16 protein-coding genes are annotated in these 21,876 nt (G+C 66.9%); 2 read left to right on the top strand and 14 right to left on the bottom strand.

Features of this window, described 5'->3' with window-relative positions:
* Positions 1 to 20: 20 nt before the first annotated feature.
* The 12 genes from Q0082_RS17425 to Q0082_RS17370 all read right to left on the bottom strand — a co-directional run bounded on the left by Q0082_RS17425 (position 21) and on the right by Q0082_RS17370 (position 15,181).
* Positions 21 to 926: a LysR family transcriptional regulator gene (locus Q0082_RS17425; protein ID WP_298194879.1), complete on the bottom strand. Its 906-nt coding sequence runs from the start codon at positions 924 to 926 to the stop codon at positions 21 to 23.
* A 32-nt stretch (positions 927 to 958) separates the two neighbouring features.
* On the bottom strand, positions 959 to 1,768 hold the full coding sequence (locus Q0082_RS17420; protein WP_298194878.1) for a sulfotransferase: 810 nt from the start codon (positions 1,766 to 1,768) through the stop codon (positions 959 to 961).
* Positions 1,765 to 2,886 (bottom strand): glycosyltransferase family 4 protein, encoded by a 1,122-nt coding sequence (locus Q0082_RS17415; RefSeq protein ID WP_298194877.1) that lies wholly within the window; start codon positions 2,884 to 2,886, stop codon positions 1,765 to 1,767. The genes Q0082_RS17420 and Q0082_RS17415 overlap by 4 nt, the downstream gene beginning before the upstream one ends.
* Positions 2,887 to 2,920: 34 nt before the next feature.
* Positions 2,921 to 3,964, bottom strand: coding sequence for an NAD-dependent epimerase (locus Q0082_RS17410; RefSeq protein WP_298194876.1), 1,044 nt, complete (start codon positions 3,962 to 3,964; stop codon positions 2,921 to 2,923).
* A gap of 67 nt (positions 3,965 to 4,031) precedes the next feature.
* Positions 4,032 to 5,966: a glycosyltransferase gene (locus Q0082_RS17405; RefSeq protein ID WP_298194875.1), complete on the bottom strand. Its 1,935-nt coding sequence runs from the start codon at positions 5,964 to 5,966 to the stop codon at positions 4,032 to 4,034.
* Between the two features lie 35 nt (positions 5,967 to 6,001).
* The gene (locus Q0082_RS17400; RefSeq protein ID WP_298194874.1) at positions 6,002 to 8,452 is read right to left on the bottom strand and encodes a hypothetical protein; all 2,451 of its coding nucleotides are present in this window, start codon (positions 8,450 to 8,452) and stop codon (positions 6,002 to 6,004) included.
* 488 nt (positions 8,453 to 8,940) lie between these two features.
* Complete coding sequence (locus Q0082_RS17395) at positions 8,941 to 10,134, bottom strand: hypothetical protein (protein ID WP_298194873.1); 1,194 nt, start codon at positions 10,132 to 10,134, stop codon at positions 8,941 to 8,943.
* Positions 10,112 to 10,822, bottom strand: coding sequence for a hypothetical protein (locus Q0082_RS17390; protein WP_298194872.1), 711 nt, complete (start codon positions 10,820 to 10,822; stop codon positions 10,112 to 10,114). Before Q0082_RS17390 ends, Q0082_RS17395 begins: the two co-directional genes overlap by 23 nt.
* Before the next feature lie 12 nt (positions 10,823 to 10,834).
* Positions 10,835 to 12,199, bottom strand: coding sequence for a hypothetical protein (locus tag Q0082_RS17385; RefSeq protein ID WP_298194871.1), 1,365 nt, complete (start codon positions 12,197 to 12,199; stop codon positions 10,835 to 10,837).
* Between the two features lie 9 nt (positions 12,200 to 12,208).
* Complete coding sequence (locus Q0082_RS17380; RefSeq protein ID WP_298194870.1) at positions 12,209 to 13,282, bottom strand: polysaccharide biosynthesis/export family protein; 1,074 nt, start codon at positions 13,280 to 13,282, stop codon at positions 12,209 to 12,211.
* Between the two features lie 165 nt (positions 13,283 to 13,447).
* Positions 13,448 to 14,245: a hypothetical protein gene (locus tag Q0082_RS17375; protein ID WP_298194869.1), complete on the bottom strand. Its 798-nt coding sequence runs from the start codon at positions 14,243 to 14,245 to the stop codon at positions 13,448 to 13,450.
* A gap of 84 nt (positions 14,246 to 14,329) precedes the next feature.
* Positions 14,330 to 15,181: a hypothetical protein gene (locus Q0082_RS17370; protein ID WP_298194868.1), complete on the bottom strand. Its 852-nt coding sequence runs from the start codon at positions 15,179 to 15,181 to the stop codon at positions 14,330 to 14,332.
* Here Q0082_RS17370 and Q0082_RS17365 point away from each other — a divergent pair.
* On the top strand, positions 15,158 to 15,679 hold the full coding sequence (locus tag Q0082_RS17365; protein ID WP_298194867.1) for a hypothetical protein: 522 nt from the start codon (positions 15,158 to 15,160) through the stop codon (positions 15,677 to 15,679). The two genes, Q0082_RS17370 and Q0082_RS17365, sit on opposite strands and share 24 nt — an antisense overlap.
* 95 nt (positions 15,680 to 15,774) lie before the next feature.
* Complete coding sequence (locus Q0082_RS17360) at positions 15,775 to 17,217, top strand: hypothetical protein (RefSeq protein ID WP_298194866.1); 1,443 nt, start codon at positions 15,775 to 15,777, stop codon at positions 17,215 to 17,217.
* 11 nt (positions 17,218 to 17,228) lie between these two features.
* On the opposite strand, the gene Q0082_RS17355 is transcribed toward Q0082_RS17360, so the two are convergent.
* Together Q0082_RS17355 and Q0082_RS17350 are read right to left on the bottom strand one after the other, a co-directional pair.
* The gene (locus tag Q0082_RS17355; protein WP_298194865.1) at positions 17,229 to 19,205 is read right to left on the bottom strand and encodes a tetratricopeptide repeat protein; all 1,977 of its coding nucleotides are present in this window, start codon (positions 19,203 to 19,205) and stop codon (positions 17,229 to 17,231) included.
* A gap of 101 nt (positions 19,206 to 19,306) precedes the next feature.
* Complete coding sequence (locus Q0082_RS17350) at positions 19,307 to 21,817, bottom strand: tetratricopeptide repeat protein (protein ID WP_298194864.1); 2,511 nt, start codon at positions 21,815 to 21,817, stop codon at positions 19,307 to 19,309.
* Positions 21,818 to 21,876: the final 59 nt, after the last annotated feature.

Below are 21,876 nucleotides of genomic sequence, written 5' to 3'. Positions count from 1 at the left end.
TGGCTGATAGATTACTTCTATCACAGGGGCGGTTCCAGCCCTGCCGGTTCGAGTGCACGAGCCGCCGCCAGCGCGGCGCGGGCCATGGGCCCAAGCGGATCGCGATTTACCACGACCAGCCCGACGCGCCGCGCCTCGTCGGGCGCATCGAAGGGCACGAAGCGCGCCCATTCGACCCCGGACATGAGCCGCGCATAGCCATCGGGGACAATCGTCGCGAAGGCGCCGGAGCGGACCATCGCAAAGAGCGCGAAGTGGCTGTCCGCCGTGGCCCGCGGGGCGACCGCGAGCCCGCGCGCGGCAAGGCGCTCGTCAAGGATGCGGCGGTATTGCATGCCCTGGTGGAGGAGGCAGAGATCCTGCCGGGTCGCCTCATCCCAGCTGATCGCGGTGTGCTCATCGAACCCCGTGCCGCGCGCGGCGAGGAAGACGTAGCGCTCGGCATAAAGCGGGACGGAGAGGACGTTGGCCGGTGGCTCGTGATCGAGATAGGTGAGCCCTGCATCGACCTCGAACGCGTGGAGGCCGTGCTCGATCGCGCGCGACGTGGCAGAGCGGACGGCGAGCGTGATCCCGGGGTTCTGCGCCAGCAGAGCTTCCCCCAGGAGGCCGACGAACGGCAGCGCGGCGGGAATCGCGGCGAGACCGAACTCGCCCTTGAGCGGCGCGGCGGTCGCCGCCACCGCGCTCGCCATGCCGCTCACCGCGCCGAGGATCTGCTCCGCCCACGGCAGCATGGCCTGGCCGTGTGGGGTGAGGCCGACAAAGCGGCGGTCGCGCTCGACCAGACGCCGGCCGAACTCGGCCTCCAGCGCGGCGAGCCCTGCCGAGAGCGTGGGCTGCGAAATCCCGCAGGTCGCGGCTGCCTTGGCGAAGTGCTGCTCGCGCGCGAGCGTGACGAAGTAGCGCAAGTGGCGCAGCTGCATGGACCGGATGCCTCGCTAAGAGGGGCAGTCTATCAGGTCGCGGCGTGCTGCGAAACCGGGCCGAAGCCGAACCGGGCCTGATAGGCTGCGCAATCCGCGACGATCCCGGGCAGCAGCGCCAGTTCTTCGGGCTCCAGCGCCCGCTCGGGCAGCGAAGGCGTGCGCGCGCTGACGCCGCTGGCGTGACGTTCGGCCTCGAACGCGCGGCCAAGTTTGCCGAAGTGGCGCTGGGCAAGTCCGCCCCCGGGCCACCCGACGAAAGCGGCCAACTGCTGCCGGACATCTTCCGATGCCACGAAATCCTCGTAGCGGACCACGTGATGCGGCAGGCCCTCGCGCTGCATGGCGTCGCACAGCGCGACCATGGCCGCGCTTTCGCGCCGGCAATAGGTGCCGACCCAGCCCGCGTCGAAGCGGTGCCGGTTGTTCTGCCGGCGGTGCTTTTCAAGGAAGCTGGCGGCAATCGCGCCAATATCGCGCACCGTCACGACCACGCGCGGCGGGGCGAAGGTCGCCATGATCCGCTCGCTTTCGGCGACCAGCACTTCCTTGAGCGCCCAGCGCCGCCCGGCCAGGCGTGGTGCAAACAGGCGCCGAAAGCGCGCCTGCCAGTCTGCATCCGGATACGTCCATTCGGCGTCGCCTGCAGGCTCGCTGAACTCGGGCAACTGCACGCGGACCATATCGGGATTGCGGAGCGAGAACAGCGACGGCTCGATCAGCACGACGCGCTCGGGTGGATCGGTCAGCCAGTTCGCGATCATCGTGCTGCCCGAGCGGCCCATCGAGGCCATCAGGAACTCCGGGCGCGGCAGATCGGGCACAAGCCGTGCATCTGTCATGAGGCCGCGCACTCCGCCATCCACGCCAGTTCGCGGGGGATGATCCGTTCGTGGCCCGATTGCGCGCGCACCCGCGCCGCTGCCACTGCCGACCGGGCGAGGAACAGCGCCGGGCTTTCGACCATTTCCGCGATTCCCGCAGCGAGCCCTTCCGCGTCGTCAGGCCCGGCCAGCCCCGCACACTCGGCATCGACGAATTCTGGCACGGCATGGACCGCATTCGTCACCGGAACGAGCCCCGACGCCATCGCCTCATCGCGCGAGACACCCTGGGTATCGAGCCGGGTCGGGACCAGAAACAGTCCGTGGCCGCCATGCTCGGCAGCGATGGCCTCCTGCGTCAGGAAACCGCGGCGAATCGTGATTTCGGCGATTCCGGCCAGCGGGGCGAGCGTTTCGGCAAAGAGCGGACCATCGCCGATCAGCGTGAAACGCATCTGGCCGAACCATGGCCTCGCGCGCAGCGCGAGGATCGCCTCCACCGCAAGATCATTGGCATAGGAGCGGCTGTCATAGGGCCGGATCGACAGCACCGCGAACCGGTCAGCCGGCTGCTTGGCCCGATAGGGGAAGAGATCGGTGTCGATCGGGTTGTGCAACACGGTTGTGCGCGCATCCTGCACCAGTGCCCCCAGATCGCTGCGCATCAATTCGCGCGAATCCGCCGAGACGAAGGCGATGTGCAGGTTGTCCGGCCAGCGCGAGAGGACCTCGTGCCAGAAGGCGATCCGACCCTCCAGCAGCCGTTCCTGATGGGCGCGCCGGATCGGATCCTCGATCAGCACGACTTTCTCGCGCAGGAAGCCGGGGATCTCGGAGCCGTGGAGCCAGGCGCAGACCGGGATAGCCGGATCGACCAGCGTGCAGGCCGGCCAGATCGCCTCGCTGAGCCCGTGCACCGCGACCACATCGGGCCTGCCGCGCGCCAGTGCCGCCCGGACCTCCTCCAGACCGCCGGTTTCGCACACCACGCCGTCGAAGAGGTGCGCGCCGGCAGGTCGGTCCGGATCGAAACGGAACACGGCGACGTCATGGCCCAGTGCCCGGTAGGCCAGCACGCGCCGATGGACGAAGGGATATTGGTAAAGATCGCCCGGTGCCGGATAGGACCGGGTCAACAGCAGGATGCGCATGGGTGGCCGCGATCAGCGATCAGCGAGCCGTGGTTCCGGCGGGCTTGGCCATGTAATCGAGGTACCACTCCACGAAGGCAGCGACCCCCTGCTTCACTGTGGTTGCGGGCTTGTAGCCCAACTCGCGCTCAAGATCGGAAACATCGGCGAAGGTATCCGGCACGTCGCCTGCCTGCAGCGGCAGGAGATTGCGCTCCGCCTTCTTGCCCAGCGCTTCTTCCAGCGCCTCGATGTATTCGGTGAGCTTCACCGGGCTGTTGTTGCCGATGTTGTAGATCCGGTAGGGCGCGTTGCTCGTCGCGGGATCGGGGCGGTGGGCGTCCCAATCCGGGTTCGGCTGCGCCGGATGGTCGCAGGCGCGGATCACCCCCTCGACGATGTCGCTGACGAAGGTGAAATCGCGCGTGTGGTTGCCATAGTTGAACACATCGATCGGCTTGCCCGCGATGATGTTCTTGGCGAACAGGAACAGCGCCATGTCCGGACGGCCCCACGGGCCATAGACCGTGAAGAAGCGCAGGCCGGTCGTCGGCAGGCGGTAGAGATGGCTGTAGCTGTGCGCCATCAGCTCGTTCGCCTTCTTCGTCGCGGCGTAGAACTGCAGCGGGTGATCGACCCCGACATGTTCGCTGAAGGGCATCGCCTGGTTGGCACCATAGACGCTGCTGGTCGAGGCATAGACCAGGTGCTCGACCCCGCCGTGGCGGCAGGCTTCGAGAATGTTGGTGAACCCGATGATGTTGCTCTCGACGTAGGCGTGCGGGTTCTCGATCGAGTAGCGCACCCCTGCCTGCGCGGCGAGATTGATCACGCGGCGGATGTCGTTCTCGCCAAACGTGCGTTCGACTGCGGCGCGGTCTGCGAGATTGGCGCGCACGAAGGTGTACTTCGCATTGGTCCGCCGCGCGGTCTCCTCCAGAATGGCGAGGCGCGCTTCCTTGATCGCGGGATCATAGTAATCGTTGACGACATCGAGCCCGACGACATCGTCCCCGCGCTCCAGCAGGGTCTTGGCAGTGTGGAAGCCGATGAAGCCGGCATTGCCGGTTACGAGGATGGCCATCTGATTCTCCGGCGCGGTAAGCCTCGGCACATGCCGACAGCCGTTTCGGCGCCGGACCTACTTCGGCTCAGTTCGGGCTGCAAGTCGCGCGGAGGAAATTCTCCAGCATCCGGCTGACCGAGAAGTTGGGCTCCAGAAAATCGCTGGTGGCCGGGCCGAAGATCTCCTCCCGCTGCGCGCGGCCGAGGAGGGCGTTCGTCTTGACGCAGGCCTCATCGAAGTCGGTGCGATCCGCCGAGCCGAGAATATGGCCGGTCACGCCCTCGATGAAGCATTCCGAAGCGCCGCCAGCCGGGGTCGAAACCACCGGCACGCCCAGATATTGCGCTTCGATCAGCACGTTGGGCAGGCCCTCGAAGCTCGACATGAGGACAAGCACGTCCATCTTCTTCATCCAGTAGCCGACATTGGTCGACCGCCCGACGAAGAGGATGCGGTCCTCGATCTTGAGGTCCTTCGCCATCTGGACGCATTCGCCGAACAGGCGGCCATCGCCCACCAGCAGAAACCGCGCATCGGGATGGCGACGCGCGTAGTGATAGGCAAAGCGGATCCACCAGGTCGGGCGCTTGTCCGTATCGAAACGGAATACCCCGCCGACCACATGATCGCCGCCCGGCGTGCGCGCGAGGAAGTCCTCCCACATCGTATCCGCCTCGGGCGTGGCGTTGCAGGTCATCTTCGGCACGCCGTTGTAGACGATCTTGAACCGCTCGACCGGGATATCGAGCCATTCGGCATAAGCCTTGGCCGCACCCTTGGAATTGCTGATGAACGCGACCCCCGGGATCTGCGCGATGGCCCGGTACATGATCTCGTATTCGGGGATCAGCATGTGGCGGCGGATGATCGGCGGCAAGCCGCGGATCACCATCTGCACCTGCGGGACCCCGGCCATGATCGCGGCAAGCCCGCCAAACAGGCAGGCACCGTCTTGCCACAGCGAGACGACTTCGGGCTGCGTTTCGCGGTAGTGCTCGACAAGGCGGCGCACACCGAAATTGACCTTGATCGGCAGATAATCGATCAGCGCGGCCAGATCGGGATCGCTGAGGCCCAGCGTTTCCGTGCTCGCCACCGGCATCTCGTCGATCTGCCGGACGTCAACCTCGCCCGCCTGCAACTCGGACAGGAAGAAGTCGCGCTGCCCCCGCGCGCTGTGCGAGCGGACCAGCACTTCCACCGGACGTTCGATCGCAATGCCGCCGACCCCGCCCACTGCCCGCCGCGCTCTCTCGAGCTCGATCGCGGTGCGCGAAAGCTGGCGTTCCGCACCGCCGGGGCCAAGGCCGCCGGTCACCAGCGAAACCCGCCCGACCCGCCCGGCCTGCACCGGCTGCACCTGCCGGTCGCGGTAGGCGAGGATCGCGTACTTCATCGCAAGGATGCGGCAGTCCTCGTCGGGCGCGATGGCGCGCTCCTCCCGGGCCTCGAACCGGTCCAGCATGCCATAGAGGCGATCGGCATAGGCCCGCTGCGCGCTGCCCTCGGGGAAGGCCGCCGCACCGCGCAGAAGCTGCACCGCCCGGGCAAGGAACCCGCGCGGATAAAGCCGGCGGGCATACATGAAGCGCAGCCGGCGCGACTTGGGATAGTCCGCCAGCAGCGTCTCGAACAACGCATCGGACTGCTCGACATGGTTTGCCCGCGCGAGCAGTTCGGCCCATTCGATCTTGGTGTTGAGCGGCGTCTCGGGATCGAGCGCGCTGACATCGAGCAGTTCGGCGACAGGGGGAAACTCGCGCCGCTCGAGGTGTGCGAACGCCGCCTTCATCCGGGCTTCGACTTCGGGCGACGGACCTTTCGGCGCTTCCTGCCCGTCAACAGCGGCCCCTGCAGGATTTGCCACCGGGTCTGCCACGGGTGCACTCGGCTGCGCGGAGGGTGCCACGGGCGGGGCAAGGCTGGTGGAAACCGTGCCGACGTTGATCGCCGGAAAGGCCGCGCCGGCTGCGGGTGCCCCGGAATCGTCCAGGTCCGCGCTCGTGCCCCTGTAGGCCATATCCGTCCCCCTCATGATAATCTGCCGCCGCCCGCTCATGCCGCCAGCAACGGGCCGGCAGGTGACGCCGCCTGATGGCGGGCCTGACGACGTGCGCGGGCCGAGCAACGCTCGAGAAACACCGAAACCTCGTGGAGACCGGGTGTGACGGAATCAAGCCGGCGCCAGTAGGCAGCCGCCTTTTCGAACTGCTGCTGCCGCATCGCCTCGAGCGCAGCGCGCCGCAGAACGGTGGTATCATCGGGAGCCAGCATAAGCATGTGATCGAGGATCTCGAGCGGCCCGTTGACCGCGCCGCGCTGGCCCTCGTCATCGTCAAGCTGTCGCAGCTGGCTGCGCAGGATGCTGCGCATGCGCATGGCCTCCGTCGCCATCGCCTCTGCAAGCTCCAGCCGGCGGCGCAGCAGGTCCCAGATGGCAATCGCCTCATCGTTGCGGCCTTCGGCCAGCAGCACGCGCAGCTGCCGCACCCCGCGCGAACCCGCGCTCGCGAGGAAGCGATCGATCCGCACACGGTGGCGCTCGGCAATCTCGTGCGGGTCTTCGGCCAGGCTGGTGTAGAGCCGCAAGGCGGTCAGGAAATCGCCGCGCAGTCCGGCGATATGGGCAAGCGCGGCCCTGGCATCGATCGCATCGGGGTCCTCGGCGAGGATCCGGGCAGAGACGGCCTGCGCCTCGGCCAGCCGATCAAGATTGACGAGGGCGCGGGCATAGGCCTGCGCGGCAGCGGCGAGTTCGTAGACGAGGTCGCCCGCCTCCTCGCACAACGCAGCGACAGCCGCATCGCCCGGCGCGGCGCGCACCTTCGCCAGCAGATCGACCGCCATTGCGCGGCATATGCGCCGCGCCGGTCCATTGCCGGGCAGCACGGCAAGCAGCGCTTTGGCATAAGCGAACGCCTCGGCGTGCCGGCCCGCTGCCTGCAGCGCTTCGGCTTCCTTCGCCCATCCGGCCGCAACTTTCTGCAGCGCGCGCTGCGCCTTGTCGGTCAGGTTCGGCATGGCCATGATCGTGGCCGCGATCGCGAGGAGCACGTCTTCCATGCCCGCCCGCACGGCTTCATCAACCAGCGCGGGAATCTGGATCATGTCGTGCCGTGCAAGCAGGATCATCGCACGGCCAAGCACGTCCGGCTCATGCCGGGTGATGGCCCATTCGACCAGCGCCCGCGCTGCGGCAGCGGTGCCGCGAGCATCGAGCAATTCGAGAACCTCGCGCAGCCAGATGGCATGAGCCTCGCCCTTTCCGGCGGCCAGATAGCGTTCCAGCACCGATATGGCCGCAGCATGGTTCGAGGGATCGAGCCGGAAGGCCAGCTTGCGATAGCGCAGCGCATCGTCCGCCAGCCCGAGCTGATCGGCCGCCTTGCCCGCGATCTCGTAAATCTCGACCGTTTCGTACTCGTCGGTCAGCAACTGGCAGGCCAGCGCCAGCGCGCTCTCGGCGTCACCGGTTTCGAGCTGGGCCCGCATCAGCGCCTGTCGCAGTTCGGCCGTCATCTCGGCCGCGGCGACATGGGGCGCGAGCACGCGGCATGCCCCCTCGAAATCCCCGATCCGGGCCAGCACCTGCCCGTGCAGCAGGTGCAGCGAGACGTTCTCGGGATGCGCCTTGATCGCGGCGAACAGCTGGTGCGTGCCATCGAAGAAATCGTCGTGGGCGATCGCGGTGGCGATGCTTTCAGCAAGGATTGCCGCATCGATCTGCGCGGCGGTCGCTTCGTCGATCTCGCTATCGGCAACGCTCTTGAGGACATAGTCGCGCTGCACGGCGGCATACCAGCGGTCGCAGAATGCATTGGTGAAATGCGTCAGGTCCATGCCATCGCGTTCGAGCGCACGAGCCTGCCCGAAGGCGTTCATGAGCCCGGTCGGATCGAAGCAATCCGCGCCGAGTTCGCTGGCGGCCCGCTTGATCCAGTGGATCACCTTGTCACGCGAGGCGATGAGGCTGCCATCCGCCGTCAACGCATTGACGTGAGTCACGAAGAGCACGCGGTCCTTGCCGAGCATTTCGGTGACTGTTGCCATATCGGCACGCACGTCATCAAATGTCTGCTGACGCACGCGGATGCGTTCGAGCAGGCTGCGATCCGATTCCGAATAGATACGAAAGGCCGGATCATCCGCAAGGAAGGCCTTCATCGCCGCGGCATCGCCCTGAGCCGCCAGATTCCAGTAGACGCGCGCGCGCGGCGCCGAGGCAAAGAAATCGGCAAAATAGCGGCTCAGGTAGTTTCCCTGAACCGCGACATCGCCAATCGTGTAGGACTTCGCCGAACTGATCTCGACGATCGTGAGGTCTGCTGCCCGATCAGGCACAGGCTCGGCGCCGCATTCCAGACCCGGGCGGAACAGCACCGGCAAGACATCGTCAGAAAAGGATATCTCGCCGCTACGATAACGAAGCTGCTGCACCGCCTCATCGCTCGTGTGCACAAAGCCGTAGATCCGGCGCAGATCAAGCTGCACCGGGTACCGCGCCATACCCCGCTTGAGCGGAGTATTGATACGGCACGTACCGATTGGCGAAATCGATATTTTACGCAAACGTTGTGGTCCCGTTGATAGGCTTCACCGGCCCCTGTGCCCTCATGGCGTTATCCGCAAAACCCCAACTACAGATGGGAATAATCCGGTCTAAACTTCCGTTTGCAACCTCAGCGTGAGATCGTCAATCAGGGCAAGCGCCTTGTGAACGAAATGCGTCCAAAATGGTTAGGTCTCGGCGTAAGTGGACTGTCCTTTGCCACGATAGAAACGATGCCCCCCTCACCTTTCCGTACTGCACACAGCGTTTGGCGCGTACGACCGACCATCCCGAAGCGCTTGCCACTTGCGCCGAGTTGACCGCCGTTCACGACAGGCGGTTGCCCCAGGCGACGGCCGGTGGCGGCCGGATATAGCCGCTTTCCTGCCAAATTGTGACAAGTCACCAGCGACTGGCCCGCAAACTGGCCCAATAACAGCCCCCTTCAGGTCGGTTCCGGGCGCCGCAGGCTGAGCACCAGTGAAACCAGGAACGCCAGAACGATTCCCCCCAGCAACCCTTCCAGCGCAAGCAGCGGCAGATTGGGACTGCTCGGCACATCCTGTGCGACCGGCTGCGAAATGACGGTCAGATACCGGCGCAAGCGCGTCACGTCGCGATAGGCCTGCTGATAGGCATCGCGGGCCGAGGCCAGATTGTTGTCGGCGAAGGTCTGCGCGTTCTTCAGCTGGCTATAGGCCCTGAGCTGCGCTGCCGCCGAGCCGCTGTTGCCGGCAAGCCGCGCGCGGGTCTGCGCCAGTTGCCGCTCTAGCGCATCGACCTGCATCTGCGCCGGGCGCAACATCGGATGATCGGGATTGCCGAACGCGCGCACCTTTTCATAGTTGATCCGCGCCGCGTTGAGCTCCTGCTCGATCTGGCCGATCATGGTCATGATCAGGGTGCTTTCCGCCTCGGGATCGACATTGCGGTTGGTCGCGCGCCAGGCCGCAACGGCATTGGCCGCGGTGACAGCCTGTTCTTCCGCGGCGCGCAACTGCGCCGCATTCACGTCGAGCGCGTTCTGCACACCCTGCGCGTCCATCCGCTCCACGAAGGTCTGGGCGATGAGCAGGAGTTCCTTGGCGATGCGGTTCGAACGGGCCGGATCGAACCCGTCGACCTCAAGCATGTTCTCCTGCTCGACCATGAAGAACTTGGGCACCACCGTGTCGCGATAGGCACGGTAGAGCGCCTCGGTTCCCCGCGAGGCCGGCACATCAAGCAGGCGCGCCAGATCGACGCGCTTTGCCAGCTGCTGCATGCAATCGCGCGACTTGAGGAAGTCGTTGACCGCATAGCCATCGACAAAGCCGATCCCGGCCGAAGCGCCAGCTCCGCTGCCCAGCACGCTGCCGAAGCCGCCGGCCGCGCTCTGCGCCGGCGCACTGCTGCCCCGCACCGAGAAGCGCGTTTCGGCCGCATACCGCGGCTGGACCACCAGCACGCCCCAGCCGAGGGCGCCCAGCACCGAGGCCGCGACGATCAGGACCGAGAGCCACTGGCGGCGCCGGCGATCGCGCAGCGTCCGCTCGCGCATCCCGCGCGCGATGGCCAGCGCGCGCGAACCGCCCGCCCCATCCGCGCCCGTGTCCGAGCCGGACTCTTCCACGTCCTCAGAAAAGGACTTCGCTGTCATCGTAGCCTCCGACACCGCTTGTCACCGCAAGCATTTCGCGCGCCGGACGGGCAGGAAACCGCTCGATGCACTGTTCAAGATCATGGTCGATGCTGAGCGTGGCACGCTCATAGATCAGCCCCTTTGCGCAATAGTCCAGCATCTGTTTCTGCCGAAGCGAAGACAGGATGAGCGTCTTGCCCACCAATCGTTCCTCGAACAAGGCCTGCCACAGCCGGGTGAAGCGCGATTCCTCGTAGGGGATCGGCGCGTCGATCACGTAGATGTCAAACTCGGGAATGAGCCCGAGCGCGAAGGTGAACTCCTGCCGCGCCGGCGGCGGCCACCGCTCGAGCGGCTCCGCCATGTAGTCCGGGCGCGAGACCATCATCGTCACAAGATCGCCCGCGTAGCCGCGATCGAGATCGTAGAGATCGGCCACCAGATTGACGAGATCGAGCCCGGTGGACTTGCCGCGCACAAGGGTCGAGCGCCCGATCGGCCACGAAATCGCTCCGGTGATCGCCACGCGCCCCCGGCTTGGCTTGCGCAGGCCGGCCAGCACGTCGACAATCGACTTGTGATACTCGGGCGTGCGCGAAAGCAGGGCATAGCGGCCCGGCGGCAGGTGAAAATCGGCTTCCTCGAACAGGGACACCGTCCGCCCGAACACTTCGGCCTCGGCCGATACCGCAAGAAGATCGATCATGACCGGCCGATCCTAGAGCGGCACGGCGCGTGGACGCACCGACCTTTGGGCGATGACGGCGGCAATCACCAGCAGACCGAACCCGATGAAGAAGTATTGGGGAACGGCATCCTCCGACTTGTAGCCCTCGAAATAGGCCGAGCGCAGCAGCTGCATGGCATGCGCAAGCGGCGACCAGAGCAGGTACGGCCGGTAATCCATCGGCAGCTGCTCGGTGACAAGAATGACGCTCGAGACGATCTGCAAGGCGCGCTCGATCACCGGCGCGAAGCGCGGGAAATAGGGCCAGACGACGGAGATCGAGCCGAAGATCGTGCCGATCGCCAGCCCGGTCAGGCCAATGCAGCCGATCCAGAAGACCACGCCGGGAATGTTGTCCGGCAGGGTGAACAGGCCCGCAATATGGCCAACGATGATGAGCACGAGATAGACCGGCACATAGGACAGCATGTAGATCATGCCCTGCGTGATCCCGATCAGCGCCGGATTGAAGGCGCGGAATGTCAGCATCGTTCGCTGCGAAAAGAACGAGGCGGTGGTGCGAAAGATGACGTTGCGCAGCATGAACCACGACGTCGCGCCGATCATCGCAAAGGTCGGCACGTCCATGTTGAGGATCGAATGGATGCCGGTCAGCAGATAGGCGGTCGAAAGCAGGCCCATCAGCACCGCGGGGCCGACCAGCGTCCACGCCAGCGCCAGCCGGCTCTCCGACTTGAGCAGGACGAACTGGTAATTGAGCAGCGCCAGCACCGCGCGCAGATCGGGCCGGTCATGCCGGCCGGAGCGCGGCCCGCGCGTGGCGTCGAGCAGCGCGATACGCTCGCGCAGGAAGTCGAGGTCCGCCTCTTCCTCGGCGGGAACCGCGATCGTGTAGGCCTCGCCGGCAAGGATCGCCTGCCGCCGTGCCTGGCTCGCGGCTGTCTCCTCGCTGATCTTGCGGCGGCGCAGGTAGCCCTTGAGCAACGGCTCCAGCGCATCCTCGAAGCTTGCCGGCCGGTAGCCGAGCTCGGCAATCGCAAGCCCGGCGCGGGCGTCGGCCTCGACCAGACGGATGATGGTGCGCAGCTGGCGGCGGCGCAGCTCGGCGTAGTCCGAATGGGGGTCCGCCTTGTCGATCCCGCGCTCCACGCCGCGCGCCACGGCATCAAACAGCGCCCGGCGCTCTGCGATCGATCCGCTCGGCAGCCGGCGCAGCACGTCGATGACCAGCGCGAAGATCGGCTCGGGATCCTCGCTGTCGCCGGTCGCGAGCGCTTCGGCGCGCGAGGCGACCAGCGCCAGTTCGGTCGGCAGATCGCCATGCGCCTCGCGTGCGGCGCGCTCGGCCTCGCGGCGCTCACGCCACTTGGCGATCCGATCCTCGTTGCCCGCCACCTATCGCTCTCAGGGCGCCAGCGCGGTGGCCGACCGCGCCGTGGTGAGGACGCCGCTGAACGTTGAAAGCACCTTGTGCGACTGGGCGAAGGGCGCGTTGGAAATCAGGATGGCATCGCCGTCCTGCACGGCAAAGGCGGCCGCCACGGCAATCTGCGCCGGGCTGCGGAAATCGAAATGATAGACGCGCGGGTTGGCGGCGACCGCCTCCGCGCCCGAGCTGAGCTTCATCAGATAGACTGACGAGGGGCTGGCGAGCGAATCGTTGAGACCGCGCGCATCGCCCACCGCATCGACCACGCTGTAGTTGCGCCGGGTAATCCGCACGCGCCCCTGGATACCCGCCGCGCCAAGCACGTTGACCGTACCGGGCGCTGCACGGACGATGACGACGTCACCGCCCTTGAGCGCGATATCCTCCTGCGGCTCGTCATAGAGATCGGACAAGCGCACGGTGGCATTGCGCCCGTCGCGGCGGACGGTGACGGTGGCAAGCTCGAGATTGGCGGTGGTCGGCGCGGCCAGCCCGAGGATCGCCGAAAGGCGGCTCGTCTGCGGGGCCAGCGAAACGAGGCCGGGCTTCGACACATCGCCCTGCACCGTCACGCTCTCGCTGCGCCGGTCGGTCACGGTCACGGTCACGTCCGAACTCAGCGCAAGGCGCCGCAGCGGTCGCAGGATCGCGCCGCGCGCCTCGATCGGGCTCAGACCCGCGACGTGGACGCGGCCGATATAGGGCAGCTGGATCGTGCCGGCGGCATCGACGACAACCCCCTCGAACCGGGAATAGCCATCAGGCCCGGCGGCAAAGACATTGAGCCCGTCGCGCTCGAAGAGCGTCACCGTCAGCTGGTCGCCAATTCCGATCTCGGAGAAGGTCGATGCGGCGGCTTCGCGCCAAGCGGCATCAAAGCCGAGCGGGCGCGGCTGGCGCGCCTCGACCGCATCGGCCATCGTCGCTTCGACCAGCTGGATCGAGCCATCGGCTCCGGCGCGGGTGAAATCGCGCGCGGAAGGGCCGCTGCGCGGGAGAGCGCAGGCCCCCAGAGCCAGCACCGGCAGCAGGGCTGCGGCGATGCGCAAACCGGATCGGGAAGAGGATGCCGCTCGGCCGTGACGCACTGAACCAGTCAAACCCATGTCCTTGCAAGCCCCGCCGTCCATGCCCCGAAGCTCTAGCTAACCGCCGGAAGGCAGGCAACGGCAATCACCGCTCCCTGACCCGGCCGTTTCAGCTGAAACGAGGCCTTATCCACTGAATGCAGAGAGATCGGTGAAACGGATCTGCTTCGACACGTCATTGGCGAAGACGGCATGCGTCTTTAGCCAGGCCCACACCTCGTCGGTCAGCTTCTCGTCGGCCAGGCTCATGAACAGCTCGCCGCCTTCGGCAAGGACATTGCGGTGAAGATCATCGAGGAAGAAGCGCCAGGCCTCGATCGACCAGGGCTTCTTTTCCGCATCGAGATTGAACGCCGCAAGCAGCGCGGTCACCATCCCGTAGCGCTGTTCGAGCGGCGGCAGCGGCGTGAAGGGCAGAATCTTGAGCGGAATGCGGCGCACGCCGTAGATTTCCGCCAGCGCATCATAGATGTGCCCGCGCTCGAGCTTGCCGGTGGTGCGATAGGGCAGATCGGTGCCGAGCACGCGGTGGCCGTAGAACTCGGCGACGACCGGGAAGTGGCAGGGCCCGGTGCCAAGGTCGAGAATGTCGAGCGGCGCGCGTTTGTCGAGCCCGATCAGGAGCGCGGCGCGCAGCTTGCTTTCGAACCAGCCGACCGGATCGATGTACTTGACGATGTCGGTTGCCAGATTGAGCTTGCCTTCCGCCAGCTGCGCTTCCTGCATCGCCCCGAACTTCTCGGTATCGACCATCCCCAGCAGATGGCGGAACAAGCGCTGCTTTTCGTGGCTGAAGGGATCGGTCGCGGTTTCGAGCCGCTGGATTTCCGCGTTCACGACATCCTCGAACTCGCCGAAAATGCCCTGAAGATGGACAGGGCGCACCTTGGGCAGCGGCTTGGGCTCGACACGGTTGCGGATCATGCTGCGGACCTCATGGCGATAAAGGGGAATGGCAAGGCAGGCTGGCTGCGGGGTTCAGAGCGGCAGGGTTCAGAGCTACAGGGTTCAGACAAGGGCTTGCGCGGCAAGTTCATCATGCCGCGCCATCATCTCCTGCCAGGTCGCCTGGACCAGCGGATCCGCCGCAATGATGGCGGCCTGCTCCGGCGCGATGGCCGGATCGGGCAGCGGCAGGATCTCGACCGCATAGCCCTGATCGCGCAAGCGGCGCATCGAGCGGCCATTGCCCCCGATGGCATGGCCGGGGACGGTCGTCGACAGCACGCTTTCCGCAAACGGCAGCTCGAGCTTCGCGCAAAGCGCGCGCAGCAGCGGCGCAGGATGCTGGGTGAAGGCATCGAAATTGAGGAACACGACCTCGCCTTGCGGCCGGAAGTGATCGAGGAACGGCCGGTAGCTGCCCAGCCAGGTCGCCAGATAGCGGCGGCAGGCGTCAGTATAGAACTCGGGCTCGCGGTCCGCCGCCAGCTTGTCGAGCTGCGAACGCCAGGCCTGCTCGGGCGACTTGAAAATGACCAGCGCCGACATTTCGAGCCGCGGATCGTGATCAACCAGCTTGCGCAGGTTCTTGTCCGCCGAGACGAGAATGCGCGTATCGAGCCGCGCGGCAATCTTGCGGTACCAGTCGCACGCATCCGCCGCGAGCGAACGGCGGAGCGCCGGCTCCAGCACCGTGCAGCGCCCGCCGCACACGGTGCACGGCACGAACCGGGCCTCGGCCAGCGGTGCGGACCAATCGGCATCGCCATACCCGCTTTCGCGGCGGACCTTGGTCAGCCAGTGGGATTCGCCGATGCTGCGCACGCCCGGCAATCCGCCGAGCAGGCGGTCCACCAGCGTACTGCCGCAATAGGAGGCGCCGCAGATCGCGACATGCTTGAAATCGCCTTCGAGCACCGGCGCTGGCTCGGCGAGCGCATCGACCAGCGCGCCGTGGAAGCACGCATTGCCAGCCGGCGCCGCAGCGGCGGCGGCGGCCAGCGGATCGGCACCCCGCGCCACGGCCGCGCGCGCAAGATGAAAGGCAGCCTCGAAGTCAGCCGGCTCGTCATCGCGAAGAGCCGTCCAATGCGCCTCGGCCTCGTCCAGGCGTCGCTCGACCTCGCACAGCCGGGCCATGCGGCGGCGCACGAATACATCCTGCGGGTTGCGCGCGAGAACAATCTCGCCAAGCTCATGCTGTCCCGCGAAATCACGTTCACCGCGGGCATTCAGCCAGCGGACTCTGTCCGGAATCCGCGGCGTTTGGATAACCATTTGAACAACACCGTCCCTGTAAGCGGCGGCGGGTCTCTGCCGCAATTGCAGCAAGGCGTCCACCACAATTCGGCTTGGATTCGGAGCAGTCTGCCCGGTTGGGGCTGGCGGGTGGTGGTCAGCGCGCGTTCATCATGACGATGCAAAGTGTGGCGAGCGGGACCAGAAACGACTTGGAGTGCCCCGCGCGCTCCGCAATGGTGACATTGCCGATCTGGAGAAAGCCCAAGCCCATGCCATCCCCGTTCTCCCTTGCTGCCTATGTCGGTCCTCGCGGGACGGTGCGCCTGTTCGGCGCCGTGGCGGCCCTGGTGCTGGCGACCGGCGGTTGCGGCGCACTAGCCGACACGCGCAGCGAGGCGCACGGGACCGCGGCGCACGGGATCGCGGCGCAGAGGGCTGCGCCGCCTGTCGATGCACCTGACGATGCTTCTGACGATGGCCGTGCAGATGGCCCTGCCGATACCTCTGCCGATACCCTTGGCGATGGCTCCGGCGATACCCGGGCCGCTAACCCCGAGCGCCGCGAGGCGGGCGACGCAAACCCCGGCTGGCAGGGCGGCACGCGCGGCTTTCCCATGTTGCCCGAGGACCGCATCACCTTTGCGCAGATGACCGACAACCGGCGCGTGGACACTTCGCGGACCGCGAGCGAGGTCGGCTTCGTGTGGGGCGGATCAGCGCCGCACGGGCGCGCCATCGGCAGCTATTACTACCCGATGGACCGCGATCTGGATCGCAGCCACACGGCGGACTGGTATGCCGGTAACGCCCCGGACCGGATCGTCTATAAGTGCGACCGGACCACGCCGGCGCCGCTGTTCACCTATGCCTGGGGCGCCTATGCACCGATTGACACGACCAACCCGGCAGTGCGGGACTATATCCTTGAACGGTACATCGCCCCGGCCCTGCGATCTGGCCACAAGGTCATCGCGCTCGATAATGTGAGCCTGCGCAACGGCGGCCGCCGCTGCGGCGTGTACCGCAATGGCCAGTGGGTCCAGCTGTTCTCCGGCGAAGGCAAGGACCCGGTCTACGAGCAGGCGGTGATGGACTGGGTCAAGTGGCTGGCGGACGCGATCCACGCGCGCGGCGGCCTCCTTGCGCTCAACGCCTCGGTCGTGCCGGAAGACGCCGCCAAGACCCGCAGGCTGATCGCGCTCGGCGATATCTGGCTGGAGGAAGCGGGCACCAGCCGCGGCTGCACCCAGCGGGTGAGCGACGATGTGTGGCGTGCCAAGTTCGAGGCCGCTCGCTGGGCGGCGCAGCGCATGGCCTGGGTCGCGCTCGAAAAGACCTGCGCGTTCCCGGATGATATCGGCGATGACGAAGCGCAGTGGATCGTCGGCAATTTCCTGCTGGCGCGCGGGCCGCAGAGCTATCTCGGCGCGGTCAAGAACGGGGTGCGCATCCCCGAACTGCGCTACCCGCCCAATCTCAACCCGCGCGTCGGCGCGCCGGCCGGTCCGGCCGAGGAAGTGCCGGGCGGCGGCTGGGTCCGTCCGTTCCGCCGCGGGCTCGTGCTGGTCAACCCGTCCTCCACGGCGACCATGCGCTACCGGCTGGCCGATGGGCAGTGGGCGGCGCTTGATGAGCAACCGGTGAGCGCCGAAGTCCTGGTGCCGCCCACTTCGGCGCGCATCCTGCTGCGGCTCGATCTCGATCGCCACTAAAGGCGAACAGGTCAGCGGATATTGCGCCAGATCCCGCCGGCAAGGCGCAGATTTTCGGGCTTGCCCGCCAGGAAGCGGCGCAAGTGGCCGAAATAGGCGTCCTGCCAGCGCTGCGCATAGTCATCCGCAGTCTCGCCCTCTTCGGGCATCGGCAGGTGCTCGAGCACGAAGCCGAGGTGGTTGTCCGGCCGCCAGACCGGTGAGACGAACGCCGAGGGCGAGCCCATGCGATAGGCCGTGCGCGCCGCGAACTGCGAATAGGTCACGTCCTGACCCTCGAACTCGACCCGCGGCGCGGCAAGGTTGATCGCACCATCGGCGACGATCACCACGATGCAATCCTGCTTGAGCGCCTGCATGAACGCGCGCACGACTTGCGTCTCGGTCTGGTCGCTCGTGGAAATCAGCGTTTCCGAATAGGACGTGCGCGCCACGCTGGGCGTCGAGGCGACCCAGCGCGACCGTTCGCCGATCAGTTCGAGCGCCAGCGGCCCGAAGTACATCGCGCCGATATGAGCCGAGGCATAGACCACCCCCTTGCCCGGCGCCCGCGCACGCGCTTCGGCGGTGAATCGCTCGAGGAAATCGAGCTCGTCGGCAAAGTGGTACATGGCCTCTTCGACCTGCGCGTCGCGGCATTCGAGCCAGTCGAGCAGGAAGTGATCGGCCAGATGCCCCCACTTGGCGCGGCGATCCCATTCCGCGCGGTCCAGCGTGCAGTCCGGATCGCGTAGCGACCAGGCCCAATCGAGCCGTTCCTGCGGGATTTTCACCGTATCGAGCTTGTCCCACAGCGCCTCGAGCCCATCGCCGAAGCTGTCGGGCAATCCTTCGCGCCGGGTCGCGACCCAGGCATCGAACAGGTCGGCCGCCTCCTCGCGCCGTCCGGCCTGCGCCAGGGCGCCCGCAGCGTAGCGCCGCCAGCGCGTGCCTTCGTCGGGCACGCTGGAGAGCATCTCGACGAACTCGTTCGCCGCTTCCTCATGCCGGCCGGTCTGCTTGAGCGCGCGGGCATAGAGCGCCCGAATCTGGCCCATCTGCGGCTGCTTTTCGACGCATTTGCGCAAGTGCGGCAGCGCGGCCTCGGTCTTGCCGGCGCGCAGCAGCAGCGAGCCGAGCAGCGAGACCATGCGCAGATCATCGGGCGCGAGCGCGACGCCGGCTTCGAGGTGTTCGATCGCCTTGGCGGAGCGGTTCTGCAGCGGCCCGCCCGCGATCCACGCCTGCGCCAGATGCGAACGGAGCATCATGCTTTCGAGCCCGAGCCCGACCAGATGCTCGCCCGCCGCGATCGCCGCATCGTGCCGTTTCGCGCGGAACAGTGCCTGGACAATCGCACCGGCAAGCGCCGGATCGGTCACCGTCTCGATCTCGACCTGCTGCGCGCGATCGGCCGCCTGCTCGAGCCGCCCCTCGCGCAGCAGCACGAGCAGCATGAACGTGGCCACGCGCTCGTCCGCCGGCATGACGCCGATCGTATCGACGATCGCCGCAGCCTCGGCGATGCGGCCCGCCTGCAGGCGATACTGCAGCCGCATCGCCTGCGTGAAGGTGTCGCTCGCGTCGAGCCCGGCGATAGCATCGGCATCGGCAATCGCGGCGTCCCAATCGCGCAGGCGCGCATGGAGCCCGGCGCGCTGGCGCAAGTCCCTGAGCCCCGGCGGGCAAGCCGCAATCATCGCATCGAGGACCCGCACGGCCCGCGCCGGGGCGCCTTCGCTGACAAGCGGATTGACCAGCAGTCGCCGCAGATCGCCGAGTGCGCCTGCGGTGATCGCATGATCGGCCAGCACATCGACATCGGCCCGGCCAGTGCGGATATCCGCAATCGCCAGCAGCAGGCGGACCTCGCCATCGGGTTCTGCGCCGGTTGCGCGGCCGGCTTCGATCAGCGCGCGGCCTTCGTCCCATTCGCCCTGGCGCAAGGCGGCCAGACCGGCCTTGAACGGGGACGTGCCTTCTTCAGCCGTAGCGGTTGGAGTGGTCATCAGGCGCGGCCTATTGCACACAAGTGCCGCCCGGCCAAGCCTGCCAGCCCTGCCCGGCTCTTCCGCCTGCCGCGTAAGCCGGACCGGTCTCGCCCCGGCAATCAGCCGGCCTTGGCCTCAGCCCTGCGCGCGGCGGTCATGCGGCGGACGAGGATCTCGCACCGGTTGATGTTGCGCGCCGTGCTGTCCTGTCCCGGCGAAATCGCGTCAAACTTGCGCCAGTAGGCCAGCGCCGCCTCGAATTGCTGCAAGCGCATGGCCTGGATCGCCGCAAGGCGCAGCGCCCAGGCGTCCTCGCCGTCGATCACCAGCATGAGCCGGAGAATGCGCAGGGCCTCCTCGCCGCTGCCTTCCTCTTCATCAAGCTGGCGGAAGGCACTGCGCAGGACCCGCCGAAGCTTCTGCAGATCAGCTGCAACCTGCTCGCCGCCATCGGTGTGGGTACTGACAAGCGCCGCCAGTTCGAGCGCCTGTTCGTACTGGGCCTGCGCCACAAGCGTGCGGAACAGGCGCGGTCCGGTGCGCCCGGCCTTGTCGAGGAACTTCGCCATGCGCGGGCGGTAGCGCTCGACCAGCGGATCGCTCGACGCGCGCAGCCGGCCATAGAGCCGCAGCGGTGTCAGCAGATCGCCCTGCAACGTGGCGATCTGAGCGTGCAGAGCCTGGACATCGACGCTGTCGGGCAGAGTTTCGCAAGCCTCGCGCACCACGGCCAATGCCTCCTCGGCGCGTCCGGCGGCGAGCAGCGCCTTGGCAAATGCGGTGACGATCTCGGGCTGGCGATAGACCATGCGCCCGGCGCCTTCGCCCATTGCGATAACCTCGCCATGCTCGCCGCGGGTCAGCGCGTCGCGGATCCGCAGGCGCAAGTCCTGCAGCACTTGCCGTTCAACGCGGCGTGCCGTTGCATTGCCGGGCAGCACGATCCGGCAGACCTCGGCCAAGGCATAGGCATCGGCGGTCCGGCCTTCCTCGAACCAGGTCTGGCTCTGCGCGGACCAGCTTTCGGCGATCTGGCGGAACTTGCGCAGTGTGCGCCCGGTAATCTCCGGCATCGAGGCGACCATGGTCATGACCTCGGCCGCAGCGCCGAGCAGGTCGCGCGCGACGGCCTCCTCGATCACCGGCTCGACCTTCTCGATACCCGATCGCGCGACGATCATCGCAGTGGCCCGGAAGGCCGGCTCATCGCCATGGCCGATCGCCCATTCCGCCAGCGCCCGCGCGAGGACCGCGTCCGGACTGGTGTTCAGCCGGTCCAGCACTTCTGTCCGCCAGGCCTCGAGCTTCTGGCTCTCGCCCGCCGCGCGATAGGCATCGAGCACCCGGAAGGCGAACCGGTGCTGCGTGGGATCGAGCCGGAACGCGAGCATGGCATAGCGCACGGCATCGGCCATGAGCCCCAACCGCTCGGCTGCGAGGTTTGCCACTTCGTAGATCTCGATCGATTCGTACTCGTCGCCCAGCAGCCGGTCGGCCAGCGCGATGGCCTCCGCGCAGTGGCCGATCTCGAATTGCGCCCGCATTAGCGCGAGCAGGCCCGCCGTGGTCATCTCCGGACTTTCGAGCAGCGGCGTGAGCATGGCGACCGTGTTCGGATAATCGCCGATCCGCGCATAGACCTCGCCGCCCAGCAGCCGCAGTGCCGGATTGGCGGGATCATTGGCAAGGGCCGCGAACAGCTGCCGCGAGCCGACGAAGTAGTCGTCGAACTCCATCGTCGCGGCAATGCTCGAGGCCAGCAGCGAAGGATCGGGAAGATCGCCGGCCTGATCGCCGCCCTGTACCTCGGCGAGCCGGGGCAGGATGAACTCGCCGTGGAACTGCGCATACCAGCGGTCCGAAAACGCGTTGGTGTAGTGCATCGTATCGAGGCCATCGCGCTCCATCGCGCGTTCCTGCCCGAATGCATGCATCAGCGCGCTGGGATCGAAGCAGGGCACGCCGATCTCGGCAGCGGCCTTGCGGATCCAGCGGATGATCCGGTCACGCGCGGGGATGAACGTGCCGTCCGCGCCGTGCGCATTCACGTGGGTCACGAAGACGACCCGGTCCTTGCCCATGCGCTCGGCAAGCTCGGCCATGTCGGCCGCGATATCATCGAACCCCTGGGTGCGCATCGAAATCGACCGGAGGAGCTCGCGGTCGCTGCTGCCATAGGTCCGGTAGACCGGATCGGCGGCAAGGAACGCGTCAAGCTCCGCGCGCGCAGAAGCAGAGGTCGCCGCCGCGAGGGCCCAAAAGCGCTTCGAGCGCGGCGCCGAGGCGAAGAAATCGGCGAAGTAGCGTGAAAGATAGTTCGACTGGACCGCAACGTCGCCGACCCGGTAGCTCTTGGCCGAGCTGATCTCGACCACATAGAGATCGGGGCGCGGGGCAACCGGCTGGTCCTGCCGGCCATCGCTTTGCGGGCGGAACAGGATTGGCAGCACCGCCGCATCGAACTGCCGTTCGCCTTCCAGATACGCGAGCTGCTGGAGAGCTTCGGCGCTGGTATGAGTGAAGCCGTAGATGCGCTCGCTTCTGATCTCGACCGGGTAGCGCGCCTGCCCGCGGCGGAGCGGCGTGTTGATCCGGCATGTGCCGATGGGAGTGATCGACAGCCGGCTCAAGACGCGCGGCCCTCGCGCTGCACCTCGATTGCCATCCGGCTGCCGCGCACTGCACGGCG

The sequence above is a fragment of the Novosphingobium sp. genome (assembly GCF_027489515.1).
In the GTDB taxonomy this organism is placed as follows: Bacteria; Pseudomonadota; Alphaproteobacteria; order Sphingomonadales; family Sphingomonadaceae; genus Novosphingobium.
Note: the sequence above shows the minus strand (reverse complement) of the source record. Positions and strands in the feature narration are given on the sequence as shown.

Excerpts from the sequence above, each read along its gene's own strand:
- Q0082_RS17425 (WP_298194879.1), bottom strand. The coding sequence starts at position 926 with ATGCAGCTGCGCCACTTGCGCTACTTCGTCACGCTCGCGCGCGAGCAG.
- Q0082_RS17420 (WP_298194878.1), bottom strand. The coding sequence starts at position 1,768 with ATGACAGATGCACGGCTTGTGCCCGATCTGCCGCGCCCGGAGTTCCTG.
- Q0082_RS17410 (WP_298194876.1), bottom strand. The coding sequence starts at position 3,964 with ATGGCCATCCTCGTAACCGGCAATGCCGGCTTCATCGGCTTCCACACT.
- Q0082_RS17405 (WP_298194875.1), bottom strand. The coding sequence starts at position 5,966 with ATGGCCTACAGGGGCACGAGCGCGGACCTGGACGATTCCGGGGCACCC.
- Q0082_RS17400 (WP_298194874.1), bottom strand. The coding sequence starts at position 8,452 with ATGGCGCGGTACCCGGTGCAGCTTGATCTGCGCCGGATCTACGGCTTT.
- Q0082_RS17395 (WP_298194873.1), bottom strand. The coding sequence starts at position 10,134 with ATGACAGCGAAGTCCTTTTCTGAGGACGTGGAAGAGTCCGGCTCGGAC.
- Q0082_RS17390 (WP_298194872.1), bottom strand. The coding sequence starts at position 10,822 with ATGATCGATCTTCTTGCGGTATCGGCCGAGGCCGAAGTGTTCGGGCGG.
- Q0082_RS17375 (WP_298194869.1), bottom strand. The coding sequence starts at position 14,245 with ATGATCCGCAACCGTGTCGAGCCCAAGCCGCTGCCCAAGGTGCGCCCT.
- Q0082_RS17365 (WP_298194867.1), top strand. The coding sequence starts at position 15,158 with ATGCTTGAAATCGCCTTCGAGCACCGGCGCTGGCTCGGCGAGCGCATC.
- Q0082_RS17360 (WP_298194866.1), top strand. The coding sequence starts at position 15,775 with ATGCCATCCCCGTTCTCCCTTGCTGCCTATGTCGGTCCTCGCGGGACG.
- Q0082_RS17355 (WP_298194865.1), bottom strand. The coding sequence starts at position 19,205 with ATGACCACTCCAACCGCTACGGCTGAAGAAGGCACGTCCCCGTTCAAG.